Genomic DNA, 15,197 nt, shown 5'->3' on the forward strand with positions numbered 1-15,197 from the left:
GCTGGATGCATATCCAGCCAAAACAATTGAAAGGTTATTTCAGACGCCCTCGCGCTAAATTTAACCTCGCATTGCCCATACGGAGTAAATTCTGGCTCATATGACAATGTGTAATCGCAATCGCTAAAGCATCTGCCGCATCAGCCTGCGGATTGGCTGATAATTTCAGCATTGAACGAACCATATGCTGAACCTGACTTTTATCTGCAGCGCCGGTGCCCACAACCGTTTGTTTCACCTGACGTGCTGCATACTCAAATACAGGAATGGATCCATTAACTGCCGCAACAATAGCGACACCACGCGCCTGCCCGAGTTTTAAGGCTGAATCTGCATTTTTCGCCATAAAAACTTGCTCTATTGCGAAAACATCAGGTTGGAATTGAGTGATTATTTCAGCAACACCTGCATATATTCGCTGTAAACGACCGGGAAGATCATCAACTTTTGTCCGGATACAACCGCTGCCAAGATAAATAAGCTGTCGTCCCTGCTGGCGGATAACACCATACCCTGTCACTCTGGAACCAGGGTCTATACCAAGAATAACCGCCATGCTGTTTATTCACCTGTTGTATGGAATAAAAACTATGGAATAAAAACTATGGAATAAGGAAATCCGGAATAAAATGCATAAATAAAAACGTTAGAGAAAGTGCCCTGACATAAGGTGCACTTTCTCTACGCTGTGAACCCTAATGTGAATTACAGCAAAGCTGCAACTTCATCAGAAATTTCACCATTGTGATAAACTTCTTGAACGTCGTCAGAGTCTTCAAGCATATCAATCAGACGAAGTAATTTAGGTGCTGTTTCTGCGTCCAGTTCTGCTTTCGTTGATGGGATCATGGAAACTTCGGCAGAATCAGCCTTGAAACCCGCTGCATCCAGTGCATCTTTAACTTCACCAAAACTCTCTGGTGTAGTATAGACATCAATCGCACCATCATCATAAGTTTCAACATCATCAGCGCCTGCTTCCAAAGCCGCTTCCATCACAGCATCTTCATCCAGACCCGGCGCATAAGAAATAACACCCTTTTTGGTGAACAGATAAGCAACAGAACCATCCGTACCCAAATTACCGCCTGTTTTGGTGAATGCGTGACGAACATCGGAAACTGTACGGTTACGGTTATCACTCAGGCACTCAACCATTACAGCTGTACCACCCGGGCCATAACCTTCATAAATGATGGTTTCCATGTTATCTGACTCGTCATTACCCACACCACGGGCAATAGCACGGTTTAAGGTATCACGAGTCATGTTATTGGACAGCGCCTTGTCAATCGCTGCGCGAAGACGTGGGTTAGAGTCAGGATCACCGCCACCCAAACGTGCCGCAGTGACTAACTCACGGATAATTTTAGTGAAAATTTTACCGCGTTTTGCATCCTGCGCCGCTTTACGGTGCTTCGTATTGGCCCACTTACTATGACCTGCCATGAAAATATCTCCGATAAAACGTCTGTACCCTTCATCATCCAATTTACCTGCTTTATCTGTGGTAAAGTGAAATCTGTCAGGTTTAGCAGACTAAATAACAAACTCTTCAATTGCCTGCTGATTACTCCATGACTTAGTCAGGCTGGCAGCTTTTTCCACTGCCAGCCATTGAGAAGCCAGATGCTCTGTCAGCAGGATCTCGCACTCCCCGGGCAACGGCAGCAAAAACCAGTGTTCTTTGTTCCGTGTTACCCCAGGAGCATATCGATAACGTAAATGTGAAAAAATCTCATAATAGAGGCTGCGCTGACAATCTATCAGTTCAAGATTGGCACTGACAATATCAATCCCAATCTCTTCCTGCACTTCACGCAACGCTGCTTCATACGGCTTTTCGTTCTCTTCGAGGCTCCCCGTAACGGATTGCCAGAAATCAGGATCGTCCCGCCGTTGTAACATCAGCACCCTTTTGCTGTCGGCAGCATAAATAACAACCAGCACAGATTCAGGGCGCTTGTAATCCATTATTCGCTCTCTTTTTTAGTAACCGAAATAGCTAACTCTTCCAGTGCTGCCGAACTTGCGTAACCCGGTGCTTCAGTCATCAGACAAGCTGCTGCGGTTGTTTTCGGGAATGCAATCACATCACGGATATTATCAGTATCCGTCAGCAACATGACGAGGCGATCCAGACCAAAAGCCAGCCCTGCATGAGGAGGCGTGCCATATTTCAGGGCATTCAGAAGGAAACCGAATTTTTCCTGTTGCTCTTCTTCGGTGATACCCAGAATGCGGAATACCGCCTGCTGCATTTCATTACGATGGATACGGACTGAACCACCACCCACTTCGTAGCCATTGATAACCATATCATATGCATTCGCAATAGCAGATTCAGGGTTGCTTTCCAGATCTTCAGCAGACATATCGCATGGAGAAGTAAATGGATGGTGCATTGCAGCCAGACCACCTTCTCCATCGCCTTCAAACATTGGGAAATCAACAACCCAAAGCGGTTTCCAGCTGGTCAGATCAGTCAGGTTCAGGTCACGACCCACTTTCAGACGCAGTGCGCCCATGGCATCGGTAACGATATTTTTCTGATCAGCACCGAAGAACAGAATATCACCGTCTTGTGCATTAGTACGGGACAACAAGCCCTCAACCACTTCTGCGGACAGGAACTTGGCAATCGGGCTTTGAACACCTTCCAGACCAGCGGCACGGTTATTAACCTTCATCCATGCCAATCCTTTCGCACCATAGATCCCGACAAACTTGCCGTATTCATCTATCTGTTTGCGGCTCAGCTCAGCGCCACCCGGCACACGAATGGTTGCTACACGTCCTTTAGGGTTATTTGCCTGTTCAGCAAAAACAGCAAATTCAACGTCTTTAACCAAATCAGCAACATCAACCAATTCCAGCGGGTTACGCAGATCCGGTTTGTCCGAGCCAAAGCGGCGCATGGCTTCAGCGAACGTCATGATAGGGAAAGTCCCCAAATCGACACCACGAATTTCCAGCCACAGTTCACGGATCATTTTTTCCATGATTTCGCGAACCTGCTCAGCGGTCATAAATGAAGTTTCAACATCAATCTGAGTGAATTCTGGCTGACGATCAGCACGCAGGTCTTCATCACGGAAACATTTGACGATTTGATAATAACGGTCAAAACCGGACATCATCAGCAATTGCTTGAACAGCTGTGGAGACTGAGGCAGGGCATAAAATTTGCCTTTATGTACACGGCTTGGTACCAGATAATCCCGCGCACCTTCTGGTGTTGCTTTAGTCAGCATCGGAGTTTCCACATCCAGAAAACCAGCATCATCCATAAAGCGACGGACAAAACTCGTGATTTTTGCCCGAGTTTTGAAACGCTGAGACATTTCCGTGCGACGCAGATCAAGATAGCGATATTTCAGGCGCTGTTCTTCACTGTTGTTTTGGTTGCTATCCAGCGGTAATGGCTCTGAACGGTTGAAGATTTCAAGACTTTCAGCAAAAACTTCAATTTCCCCTGTCGCCATATCTTTATTGATCTGGCTGTCAGGACGGGCGCGTACAATCCCGGTAATTTGAATACAAAACTCATTACGCAGTTCAGAAGCCTGAGCAAATGCGTCTTTTCTATCCGGATCAAAAAATACCTGAACGATACCTTCACGATCTCGCATATCAATAAAAATAAGACCACCCAAATCACGACGGCGGTTTACCCAACCTGATAAAGTCACTTTTTGGCCTTCATGGGCCCGGCTCAACTGCCCACAATAATTAGTACGCATACAATATCCTTTTACTCAGCTCGTTATGCATTCTGCTGCGGAAATTTTGGCATTGTTCTTTTAGGAAGAATTGTCAAAAAAGGAAGCCATTATACTGGAAATTCTATCTGGAGATAAGGCTATAACACGTTTCATGACAAGACAATTTTCACGATCAGATAAACCAAATCCAATTTATCATTAAATATGATGATTTATAGCGACAGTTTTACTTTTGAGGTTTATCATCAGTAAGCCGTTTTTGGGTTAGGCAATGGAGTTAGAAATGGTTAGCTCACTTTATATTGTATTGGGCGCACTATTGTTAATTAAACTGTCTCTTGATGTGATTAAATTAAGAACACAGTATCAGGTTGCATATGGTGATGGCGGTTTTTACGAATTACAAACAGCGATTCGCGTTCATGGTAATGCTGTTGAATATATTCCTATTTCCTTACTTCTGTTACTGGTCATGGAAATGAATGGAGCAACAGTCTGGATGCTGCATATTTGCGGAATATTACTACTTGCTGGCAGGTTATTGCATTTCTATGGCCTAAAGCAGCGTGAACTCCGATGGCGGCGAATGGGTATGGGGGCGACCTTTATGTCAATGATCATAATGGTTGTTGCCAACATATATTATTTGCCTTGGGAGCCAATATTTTCTCCTTATTCGTAACCAGTCCCCGGATTGACTGATTATTAAAGAGGCCAATTATTCATTTCAATTGGCATCTTTACTACCTGATCTTACTGCTCAAAACAGTTCTATTAGATTAGCGCTTCCTGCCTTTTCCTGCATTCTGCTAGAATAGCCAATTCTTAATTGTTTCCAAAATCAATGTTGTTATGTCAAATCAAGATCCGCACAACCAACGGGACAGCCTGTTTTCTGCTCCAATCGCTAACTTAGGTGACTGGAGTTTTGATGAACGTGTTGCCGAAGTCTTTCCAGATATGGTGAAACGCTCCATTCCTGGTTACTCAAATATCATCTCCATGATAGGCATGCTGGCAAGCCGCTTTGTCACGCCGGACAGCCAGATTTATGATCTTGGTTGCTCCCTCGGTGCAGCCACTTTATCTATTCGCCGCAATATTAATGTTGACGGCTGCCGTATTATTGCTGTTGATAACTCACCGGCTATGGTCGAACGCTGCCGCCGTCATATTGATGCTTTCAAGGCAAAAACTCCCGTTGAAATCATCGAACAGGATATTCTTGATACCGACATTCAAAATGCTTCAATGGTGGTACTGAATTTCACATTGCAGTTTCTTCAGCCGGATGATCGCCAGAAAATATTAAATAAAATTTATACCGGACTAAAACCCGGGGGCGTTCTGGTTCTGTCTGAGAAGTTCAATTTTGAAGATCAGAACATTGGTGAATTACTGTTCAGCATGCATCATGACTTCAAACGGGCTAATGGCTACAGTGAGCTGGAAATAAGTCAAAAACGCAGCATGCTGGAAAATGTCATGCGGACAGATTCTGTTGAGACGCATAAATCACGCCTGAAACAAGCCGGTTTCCAGCATAGCGAAGTCTGGTTCCAGTGTTTCAATTTCGGTTCACTATTAGCTGTTAAGGGAGCCGAATAATGATCGATTTCGGGAATTTTTATCAATTAATTGCCAAAAACCATCTGAGCCATTGGTTGGAATGCTTACCGGCACAATTAAACCATTGGCAGAAAGCCTCACTGCACGGCCAATTCAGTTCGTGGTTAAAGAATCTGGAAAACTTGCCTGAAATTCAACCCTCTCACCTTGATCTGAAGAACGGTGTCATCGCCACACACATTCCCGAATTACCCGATGGTGAAAAAGCACGTATCCGCAATATACTGAAAATCCTGATGCCCTGGCGCAAAGGGCCTTTTTCGTTATACGGTGTTGAAATTGATACTGAATGGCGCTCTGATTGGAAATGGGATCGTGTTTTACCACATATCTCCCCTCTTGAAGGAAAAACCATACTTGATGTCGGTTGTGGCAGTGGTTATCACATGTGGCGTATGGTGGGTGAAGGTGCGGGGTTAGTTGTCGGTATCGATCCTACTCAACTTTTCCTTTGCCAGTTTGAAGCCGTCAGAAAACTCTTGGGTAATGACCAACGTGCTCACCTACTCCCACTGGGTATTGAACAGTTACCTGAATTAAAAGCGTTTGATACTGTCTTCTCCATGGGAGTACTTTACCATCGCCGTTCACCTCTTGACCATTTGTGGCAGTTGAAAAATCAGTTAGTCTCCGGCGGAGAGCTGATTCTGGAAAGTTTAGTCATTGAAGGAGATGAATATCAATGCCTAATCCCGGGTGAACGTTACGCGCAAATGCGCAATGTTTACTTTATTCCTTCAGCTGAAATGTTGAAAACATGGCTGGAAAAATGTGGTTTTGTCGATGTCAGGATCGTTGATCAGGCCGTGACAACGACAGATGAGCAACGTCAGACAGAGTGGATGAAAACCGAATCTTTGGCTGATTTCCTTGACCCGTCAGATCAGCGCAAAACAATTGAAGGCTATCCGGCACCATTGCGCGCCGTTCTTATTGCCCGCAAGCCTTAAAACCTGCAAATTTAAATATTGATGTGTGAATTGCTCGTTGTGGCAGTTCACACCTTCAATGTTCAGAGGTGATTTTAGCCGGGATTTAATGATCAATCAGGATCATTACTCCTTTCATGGATTCTACTAACTCAGGATCGACACTATAATTGGTGTATTCCTCTATTTCACGGTCTTCGGAATTCATTCTTACACCAGCCTTACGGTAGACCATTTTAGAAGATACAATCTTCCCTGCTGAGCTGTGCACTTCCTTCACGCCAATTTCTAAAAACTTACTAATATTACTGGCCCGGACACCCGCTCCCGGCATAATACTAGGGCCACGACTGGCCTGCGCCAATTCTTTTAATAAATGTAAGCCTAACTCTGCACTACTTTGCTGACCAGAAGTTAATATCCGCTTTACACCCAGTTCGGTCAGCTGCTCCAGCGTATACAGCGGATCACAACACATATCAAAAGCGCGATGGAACGTAACAGCCATATCTCCAGCCAAAGACATCAGTTGCCTCATGCGCAACATATCAACTTTCCCTTCTTCGTTCAAAATACCGAAAGAAACACCGGGAAACCCCATATCGCGGATAAAGGAAACATCATTTTTCATCGCTTCAAAATCGAATTTACTGTAGCAAAAATCTCCGCCTCTGGGCCGAACAATCGGATGTACAGGAATAGATAAACATTGCAACGCTTGTTTTAATATTCCCATACTGGGGGTCAGCCCCCCTTCCAATGGCCCTGCACACAATTCGATTCGATCAGCTCCTGCCTCTTGTGCAATAAGTGCACAATTTACGCTATAACAACAAATTTCCAGTTTTAGCATTAACCCCTCCTCTGAATTCAAATCTGTCAATGCGTCATAAATAGATTCGAAATATTCCATTAGCGAACTTATTAACTATGACAACTATTTTTCAAAATGACATATTGCAAATCACAAGAACAGAATTTTTTGCTGATAAATCGTTATGAAAAAGTCAATTTTGCTGATATGTCCGCATTTTTATCAAGATTAATAGATAGAAAAAGAATAATGCTTGATCACAGTGGCATTATCAGCTATTAGCTGCACAATTATAACAACCTGAACATCCATCAAAACAAATCAATTAGCTAAATATTTTCTAAATATCAGAGTATTAATCACATTTATATGACTCTTTATCCGCGTGATGATTGCCTGCATAGAGGCTCATATTTTGTTCAACCACTAATTCTTAATTTAAGCGAGTATATTATGATAATTACTCATTAATTCTTTGTATTGGATAATAATTATTAATATTTCTATTATTTTGGCGTAATAACAAACACATTATTTATCCATATTACAGATACCCCAGAGCCTTTCCGCTAACGGCAGGATGCCATTAATATTATCCTTAGTCATGAATGCAGAAATATTGCTGGCTTCATATTAAAAACGGAAATTGCTGGCGAAATACTGCAAGCATTCGTTAATTATCGGGTAAAAATCGCTATTTTAAGGGATATTACGAAGTGCCCCCATATCAGTACTAGTTTGCGTGATTTTGTTTGTGGAAAGTCATCGGAATAACCAGCTTTTCTTCGTATCAGAGATTAATGATGCTATCAGATATCTTCCCTCGACGAAGAATCCACCAAAAGAAGAAGCAAAAACAAAAAGTCCCCCTGCCAACTGGGCTGATAGTAGCATGCAGGGTATTGAATATGGTATAAACCCCGTTATTTTCTCATAACCCGCATGCCAGAAAATGCTGCATTATAAAAATGTATGGGTTTTGGCACGTAATTTAAGGTAACACTGTGAATATACAGGCTATTCTTTCAGAAAAAATCAGTAGTGCGCTGATTGCAGCTGGTGCTCCAGCCGATAGTGAGGCTCACGTTCGTCAATCTGCAAAAGCTCAATTTGGTGACTATCAAGCAAATGGTGTCATGGCGGCCGCGAAAAAAGTTGGTATGCCACCACGACAACTGGCAGAAAAAGTTGTCAATTTGCTGGATCTGCAAGGAATTGCCAGCAAAGTTGAAATCGCGGGCCCGGGTTTTATCAATATCTTCCTTGATAAAACATGGGTTGCCACAAATGTAGAAAACGCGCTGACAGCAGAAAAACTGGGAGTATCCCCTGTAGAACCACAGACTATCGTTATCGATTATTCTGCTCCTAATGTCGCTAAACAGATGCATATTGGTCATATCCGCTCAACCATCATCGGTGATGCTGCAGCGCGTACCCTTGAATTCCTCGGCCATAAAGTTATTCGTGCTAACCACCTTGGTGACTGGGGTACTCAGTTCGGCATGCTGATCGCCTATCTGGAAAAAGTACAGAATGAAAATGCCAGTGATATGGCATTAGAAGATTTGGAAGAATTTTATCGCGCCGCCAAGAAAAATTATGACGAAGACGAAGAATTTGCCATTCGCGCCCGCGGCTATGTTGTAAAACTACAAGGTGGTGATGAATATTGCCGCAATATGTGGCGTAAATTGGTTGAGATAACCATGTCACAGAATCAGGCAACTTATGACCGCCTGAATGTCACGTTGACAGAAAAAGACGTGATGGGCGAAAGCCTTTATAACGATATGCTGCCGGGGGTCGTTGCTGACCTGAAACAACGTGGTATTGCTGTTGAAAGTGATGGCGCAACCGTGGTTTACCTTGATGAATTCAAAAATAAAGAAGGTGAACCGATGGGCGTTATCATCCAGAAAAAAGATGGTGGCTACCTCTATACAACGACAGATATCGCCTGTGCCAAATACCGCCATGAAGTCCTGAATGCTGACCGTGTGCTCTACTACATCGATTCACGTCAGCACCAACATTTAATGCAGGCTTGGACAATTGTACGCAAAGCCGGCTACATCCCTGAATCCATGTCACTGGAACATCACATGTTCGGCATGATGCTGGGCAAAGATGGCAAACCATTCAAAACCCGCGCTGGCGGTACAGTGAAATTAGCTGATCTGCTGGATGAAGCCATTGAACGTGCAGATGCACTTATCCGTGAGAAAAACCCGGATATGCCGGAAGATGAACTTAAAAAAGTTATCGAGGCAGTTGGTATTGGCGCAGTAAAATACGCCGATCTCTCCAAGAGCCGCACAACAGACTATGTATTTGACTGGGATAATATGCTGGCTTTTGATGGCAACACTGCTCCTTATATGCAGTATGCATATACCCGTGTCTCCTCTATTTTCAAACGCGCTGAAATCGATGAAAACAGCCTGACACTGCCTGTTGTACTGAATGAAGAACGCGAGCAAACGCTGGCTACCCGTCTTCTGCAATTCGAAGAAACAATCACAACAGTAGCTCGTGAAGGGACACCACATGTGATGTGTGCTTACCTGTATGATCTGGCTGGCCTGTTCTCCTGTTTCTACGAACACTGCCCAATCCTGAATGCGGAAAATGAAGAATTGCGTCAGAGCCGACTGAAACTGGCTTTACTGACGGCAAAAACCCTGAAGCAGGGTCTGGATACTCTGGGGATTCAAACTGTAGAACGGATGTAATCGAACTATAAAAATACCCCGCCGTTTGCGGCGGGGTATTTAAACACACTAATAGATTAAATAATCACTGTAATCCCCGATGTGCGAAATCCTTTAACCGGAATCCCAACAAAGCTAATGTGGCAAAATAGCTGCCTGCCCCGGCAACCACAACGCCCATCAATCTCAACAAACGCATTGCCATATTGCCCTGTTCCCAGTTCGGCATGAGCCATAGCATCGCCAGCAGAACGCCAACCATAACTACAATTGCCACCAGCAATTTAAGCAAGAATATTCCCCATCCTGCTAATGGTTTAAATATCTCACGCTTACGCAATTGCCAGTACAGCATCACTGCATTGAAACAGGCGGCTAAACCAATGGAAAGGGCTAATCCTGCATGTTTCAGAGGCCCGATAAAAGCAAGGTTCATTAGCTGAGTTAAAATCAAGGTTGCAATCGCAATCTTGACCGGTGTTTTAATATCCTGACGGGAATAAAAACCGGGAGCCAAAACCTTAACAACGATCAACCCCATTAAGCCAAAGCAATAGGCGATTAATGCCCGTTGTGTCATGGCTGCATCAAAAGCAGAAAAATTACCATACTGAAACAGTGATACTGTTAATGGTTCAGCCAAAATCCCCAATGCCACAGCACAAGGCAATGCCAGCAAAAAGCAAAGGCGTAGCCCCCAATCCATCAGTTTCCGGTATTCATCATGATTTCCACTGGAAAAACTTTTCGCCAGAGATGGCAATAAAATCGTTCCCAATGCGACCCCTAAGACACCAGAAGGTAATTCCATTAATCGATCAGCGTAATACATCCATGAAACAGAGCCGGAAACCAGAAATGAAGCAAAAATCGTATTGATAATCAAAGAAATCTGGCTGACTGATACTCCGAGAATAGCCGGTCCCATCTGGCGAATAACACGCCATACACCGCTATCACGGAAAGAAACCCGAGGCAGCACTAACATACCTATTTTTTTCAGATGAGGGAGCTGGTAAGCCAGTTGCAAAATACCACCAGCAACCACAGCCCATCCTAGCGCCATCACGGGAGGATTACAGTAAGGTGCCACGAACAACGCAAAGAAGATCATGCTGACATTAAGCAAAGTTGGAGCAAAAGCAGGTACTGAAAAACGGTTCCATGTATTCAGAATTGCCCCTGCCAAAGATGCCAAAGATATTAAGAAAATATAAGGGAATGTGATTCTGAGTAAATCACGGGTCAACGTAAACTTATCCGGTGTATCAACAAAGCCCGGCGCGGTTACATAAATAACCCACGGCGCAGCAATTATCCCAATTACGGTAACAATCGCTAAGATCAATGTCAGCATACCGGACACATAGGCGATAAAAGTTCGTGTTGCTTCATCCCCCTGCTGATTTTTATATTCGGCAAGAATGGGAACAAAAGCCTGTGAAAAAGCCCCCTCAGCAAAAATACGACGTAATAGGTTAGGTAACTTGAACGCAACAAAGAAGGCGTCTGTTGCTACGCCGGCCCCAAATATACGGGCAATAATAGCATCACGGATGAAACCCAGAACGCGGGAAAACATCGTCATTGAACTGACGGCTGCCAGTGATTTTAGTAAGTTCATGATATTGTTTAATAAGTATATTTCTATGAAATGAGCGTGAAAGCGTAAAGCAACGTCATCAGATATGCTTAAAATGGAACCGAATATGATCCGATGAGATAGCACTGATAGGCAAAGTTTAACAGACAAAAACCCTACCTACATTGGCTATCTCCTTTTTATTAATTATTTTTAACCCTGTATACTCTTTCCCGTTCACCAATCATTGTTGGTTAATGCCGTCAGAACATGATCCTGCCAGACACCATCTATCATTAAGTATTTTTTTGCATACCCTTCCTGCTCAAAATTCAGTTTCTTAAGCAAATTTCCACTTCGTTGGTTATGCGGCATATAGTTAGCCATGATCCGGTGCATTTTCTGGTGATTTTGCATATAACGAAGAGCCGGTTGCAATGCTTCATACATAAGCCCCTGCCCTTGCAATTTTTCCGCCAGCGAATAACCCAAATAACAGGAGTGAAATGCACCACGTACAACATTGGTAAAATTTGCCACACCTAAAATTTCGTTCTCATTAGGATCCAACAACACAAAATTAAATGTCGCATTTTGCCGTTGTAATTCCGCAACATAACTTAGCTTATTCGTCCAACCAGAAGGTTGGTAAAAACTCCGATCTCTTATCGGCTCCCACGGTTTAAGAAAATCTTTATTTTCTGAATAATATTCAGCCAAACGATAAGCATCACGCTCATATACCAGACGGACGATCATCCTGTCCGTAATAAAACGAACTTTAGGCGATGTAGACCGATAACCAAACATGCCCTCTCCCGATATTTATTTTAAAAAGATTCTGAATAATTTATAGCTAATAAAAGCCAATATCATTGTTTTACGATAAAAAAATATCATATATAAATCCTCTATCTTAAAAATAGAATTGCGTACAAAATGATAGAAATTTCATTTTTATTTTCTCATATATTGATGGTGCGAAATGTCATTGGTTTCACAGGCCCGTAGTTTAGGTAAATATTTTTTATTACTTGATAACATATTGGTTGTTCTGGGATTTTTCGTTGTTTTTCCATTAATTTCGATCCGTTTCGTCGAGCAAATGGGTTGGGCAGCCGTCATTGTCGGGCTCGCTCTGGGGACTCGACAGTTTGTTCAGCAAGGGCTGGGCATTTTTGGTGGTGCCATTGCTGATAAATTTGGTGCCAAACCGATGATTGTCTGCGGTATGTTACTGCGCGCATTAGGCTTCGCTTTGATGGCAATAGCTTCTGAACCGTGGATATTAATCTTTTCCTGTATTTTATCTGGTTTGGGCGGAACATTGTTCGATCCACCACGAGCGGCGCTGGTTATTAAACTAACCCGTCCACATGAACGCGGTCGTTTCTATTCACTATTATTAATGCAAGACAGCGCAGGCGCTGTAATTGGTGCACTGATAGGAAGTTGGTTATTACAATACAATTTCAATATGGTGTGCTGGATAGGTGCCGGGATTTTTGTTCTGGCAGCCATTGCAAACGCCTGGTTACTACCTGCATATCGTATCTCGACAATCCGCACTCCCATCAAAGAAGGTATGATGCGGGTTATTAAAGATCGCCGCTTCTTTTATTATGTACTGACCCTGACAGGGTATTTTATTTTATCAGTACAAGTGATGCTGATGTTCCCGATTATTATCCATGAAATGTCCGGCAGCCACACAGCTGTAAAATGGATGTATGCTATCGAAGCAGTTATTTCCCTGACATTGCTTTACCCTATCGCCCGGTGGAGTGAAAAACATTTCCGCATGGAACAGCGCCTGATGATAGGCTTATTTTTAATGAGCCTTTGCATGTTTCCTATCGGCTGGATTAACCAATTGCACCTGCTTTTTGCCCTTATTGCCCTGTTTTACTTGGGAACTGTTACGGCAGAGCCTGCCCGGGAAACCCTCAGCGCCGGTCTGGCAGACCCAAGGGCTCGTGGCAGTTATATGGGATTCAGTCGATTAGGGCTGGCGCTAGGTGGCGTATTGGGCTATACCGGTGGCGGCTGGCTTTACGATACCGGTCATGCTTTGAATATGCCTCAATTGCCGTGGGTTTTATTAGGATTGATCGGCTTATTCACCATTTATGCTCTTCATCGCCAATTTAATCAGAAAAAAATCGAACCAGTAACCATTAGTAGACATTAACAATATGAATAATGGTGTAGAATCTGCCCAGCAAAAATAAATATAGGAGCCGGCATGAAAAAGTTTTTATTAGGGGCAGCGTTAGTGCTGATTGGTTTACTCAGTGGTTGCGGTCAGTTTAAAGATCTCAGCATCAGTGAAGGCTTGCTCAATGATTATTTATTAAAAAAAGTGCATTATCAGAAAGAAATTGGGATTGCTGGCATAGCAAATTTCAATGTTTCTCTGGGAAATTTAAGTAGTCAAATAGGCCGCCAGGATCCGGAAAAAATCATCCTGACCAGCAAGGGAAAAGTTGAAATTTCAACATTATTTGGTTCAACACAAGCAGATATGACATTGGCTATCAGGGCCAAGCCTGTATTTGATGCAGAGAAAGGGGCGATTTTTGTCAAAGGGCTGGAAATTATTGATTATCAGACTACCCCAGAAAAAGTAGCTGGGCCGATCAAGGCATTGATTCCTTATCTGAATACCTCGTTAACTGAGTTTTTTGATACTCATCCGGTTTATGTTCTTAATCCGGAAAAAAGCAAGTCCGAAGCAGCAGCGGCAAAATTCGCTAAGGGACTGGAAATTAAGCCGGGAAAACTGGTGATTGGTTTAACTGATAAATAATTTTTATTACCATTGAAATAATAAGGGCTTGTTACCGACTGCGCCTAAATGACGCGGCTTTCTCTTCGTTCAAGCTAAGTGTCTTTGCTGCTTTGGCCTACCCCTTGAAGGGGTCTACATGCTCTTTACTACTCAATTTATCCGAGATTAAATCCGACTTTTCTTGCTCTCTGATATACTTTTGAATTGTCGCTTCATTTAGCCCTACCGTACTGACATAGAACCCTTCCGCCCAAAACTTTCTGTTGCCAAATTTATATTTTAAATTGGCGTGTCTATCAAAGATCATCAACGAACTTTTACCCTTCAAATATCCCATAAAGCTTGAAACGCTTAGCTTTGGTGGAATACTCACCAACATATGAACATGATCTGGCATGAGATGACCTTCGATTATTTCCACACCCTTATACTTACAAAGGTCTCTGAGGATCTCTCCCACACTTGAACGAATATTATTAAAAATCACTTTCCGTCTATATTTTGGCGAAAAGACGATAGGGTATTTACACAGCCACTTTGTATGCGCTGAGCTTTGTGCTTTAATGCCCATAAACACCTTTCCTTATTTGAGTTACGAATATTAACCTCAGCTTCGCTTAAAAATAGCGATCTCATTATCCCGTAGATTCAAGCTCGGTTTTTTAGGTTGGAATGTATAAGCAATAAGGCCAGCAGCAACTTCCAATAAAAAACCGAGTTGACTGCGATGCCTTGAATGCTCTATCTGAGAAATATTCTTGAGCTGATCGACGACGGTTTCTATCAAAAACCGCCGCCTTAACATCAATCTATCCCAGAGAGATAATGCCTTGGTTTTCATGTTACTCCGGACATTCGTGATTAACGTGACACCTTCCGCTTCTAATTCATCACATAAAGCCTGGGACAAGTACCCTTTATCACCATACAAACAGCCTGTTAATCCTTTTGTCAGCGCTTTGACTGGCTGGCGATCATCCGTGTTTCCTGCGGTGAGTTTCACGGCTAACAAT

The 15,197-nt window shown here is 43.1% G+C and carries 16 protein-coding genes; 7 read left to right on the plus strand and 9 right to left on the minus strand.

Translation table 11 applies throughout. The features are described from left to right. Window positions 1-34: 34 nt before the first annotated feature. The 4 genes from ruvC to aspS form a co-directional block, all read right to left on the minus strand. Window positions 35-556, minus strand: a complete 522-nt coding sequence (gene ruvC, locus AACS92_RS04610) for a crossover junction endodeoxyribonuclease RuvC (RefSeq protein WP_099110168.1) — start codon at window positions 554-556, stop codon at window positions 35-37. Window positions 557-705: 149 nt separating this feature from the next. Next, a complete protein-coding gene (locus tag AACS92_RS04615; protein ID WP_099110169.1) occupies window positions 706-1,449 on the minus strand; it encodes a YebC/PmpR family DNA-binding transcriptional regulator in 744 nt (247 codons plus the stop codon). A 90-nt stretch (window positions 1,450-1,539) separates the two neighbouring features. After that, window positions 1,540-1,974: a dihydroneopterin triphosphate diphosphatase gene (nudB, locus tag AACS92_RS04620; protein WP_099110170.1), complete on the minus strand. Its 435-nt coding sequence runs from the start codon at window positions 1,972-1,974 to the stop codon at window positions 1,540-1,542. After that, window positions 1,974-3,743 (minus strand): aspartate--tRNA ligase, encoded by a 1,770-nt coding sequence (gene aspS, locus AACS92_RS04625; protein ID WP_099110171.1) that lies wholly within the window; start codon window positions 3,741-3,743, stop codon window positions 1,974-1,976. Before aspS ends, nudB begins: the two co-directional genes overlap by 1 nt. 265 nt (window positions 3,744-4,008) lie before the next feature. Between aspS and AACS92_RS04630 the strand changes: the two genes are divergently transcribed. From AACS92_RS04630 to cmoB, 3 genes are all read left to right on the plus strand, one after another. Next, the gene (locus AACS92_RS04630) at window positions 4,009-4,407 is read left to right on the plus strand and encodes an MAPEG family protein (protein ID WP_099110172.1); all 399 of its coding nucleotides are present in this window, start codon (window positions 4,009-4,011) and stop codon (window positions 4,405-4,407) included. 170 nt (window positions 4,408-4,577) lie between these two features. Beyond that, window positions 4,578-5,333 (plus strand): carboxy-S-adenosyl-L-methionine synthase CmoA, encoded by a 756-nt coding sequence (gene cmoA, locus AACS92_RS04635; protein WP_099110173.1) that lies wholly within the window; start codon window positions 4,578-4,580, stop codon window positions 5,331-5,333. Continuing rightward, window positions 5,333-6,304, plus strand: a complete 972-nt coding sequence (gene cmoB / locus AACS92_RS04640) for a tRNA 5-methoxyuridine(34)/uridine 5-oxyacetic acid(34) synthase CmoB (RefSeq protein WP_099110174.1) — start codon at window positions 5,333-5,335, stop codon at window positions 6,302-6,304. Before cmoA ends, cmoB begins: the two co-directional genes overlap by 1 nt. Before the next feature lie 85 nt (window positions 6,305-6,389). Here cmoB and cutC read toward each other — a convergent pair whose 3' ends face one another. After that, window positions 6,390-7,136 (minus strand): copper homeostasis protein CutC, encoded by a 747-nt coding sequence (gene cutC, locus AACS92_RS04645; protein ID WP_099110175.1) that lies wholly within the window; start codon window positions 7,134-7,136, stop codon window positions 6,390-6,392. Window positions 7,137-7,688: 552 nt separating this feature from the next. On the opposite strand from cutC, the gene AACS92_RS21835 reads away from it, so the two are divergent. Next, window positions 7,689-7,871: a DUF4180 domain-containing protein gene (locus AACS92_RS21835; RefSeq protein WP_369800389.1), complete on the plus strand. Its 183-nt coding sequence runs from the start codon at window positions 7,689-7,691 to the stop codon at window positions 7,869-7,871. 230 nt (window positions 7,872-8,101) lie between these two features. Next, a complete protein-coding gene (gene argS / locus AACS92_RS04650) occupies window positions 8,102-9,832 on the plus strand; it encodes an arginine--tRNA ligase (RefSeq protein WP_099110176.1) in 1,731 nt (576 codons plus the stop codon). A 64-nt stretch (window positions 9,833-9,896) separates the two neighbouring features. Here the strand turns inward: argS and murJ are convergent, their stop codons facing one another. After that, on the minus strand, window positions 9,897-11,435 hold the full coding sequence (gene murJ / locus AACS92_RS04655; protein ID WP_099110177.1) for a murein biosynthesis integral membrane protein MurJ: 1,539 nt from the start codon (window positions 11,433-11,435) through the stop codon (window positions 9,897-9,899). A gap of 195 nt (window positions 11,436-11,630) precedes the next feature. Then, window positions 11,631-12,203 (minus strand): ribosomal protein S5-alanine N-acetyltransferase, encoded by a 573-nt coding sequence (gene rimJ / locus AACS92_RS04660; protein WP_099110178.1) that lies wholly within the window; start codon window positions 12,201-12,203, stop codon window positions 11,631-11,633. Window positions 12,204-12,378: 175 nt separating this feature from the next. On the opposite strand from rimJ, the gene mdtH reads away from it, so the two are divergent. Next, window positions 12,379-13,584 (plus strand): multidrug efflux MFS transporter MdtH, encoded by a 1,206-nt coding sequence (gene mdtH / locus AACS92_RS04665; protein ID WP_099110179.1) that lies wholly within the window; start codon window positions 12,379-12,381, stop codon window positions 13,582-13,584. A gap of 54 nt (window positions 13,585-13,638) precedes the next feature. Next, window positions 13,639-14,202, plus strand: a complete 564-nt coding sequence (locus tag AACS92_RS04670) for a lipoprotein (protein ID WP_099110180.1) — start codon at window positions 13,639-13,641, stop codon at window positions 14,200-14,202. A gap of 97 nt (window positions 14,203-14,299) precedes the next feature. Here the strand turns inward: AACS92_RS04670 and tnpA are convergent, their stop codons facing one another. After that, window positions 14,300-14,755: an IS200/IS605 family transposase gene (tnpA, locus tag AACS92_RS04675; protein ID WP_099110181.1), complete on the minus strand. Its 456-nt coding sequence runs from the start codon at window positions 14,753-14,755 to the stop codon at window positions 14,300-14,302. A 36-nt stretch (window positions 14,756-14,791) separates the two neighbouring features. Further along, window positions 14,792-15,197 (minus strand): transposase (locus AACS92_RS04680; protein WP_153044762.1); only part of this gene is annotated, 406 nt, incomplete at its 5' end.

It is taken from the genome of Xenorhabdus sp. KJ12.1 (assembly GCF_963876495.1).
GTDB classification, from domain to species: domain Bacteria; phylum Pseudomonadota; class Gammaproteobacteria; order Enterobacterales; family Enterobacteriaceae; genus Xenorhabdus; species Xenorhabdus stockiae.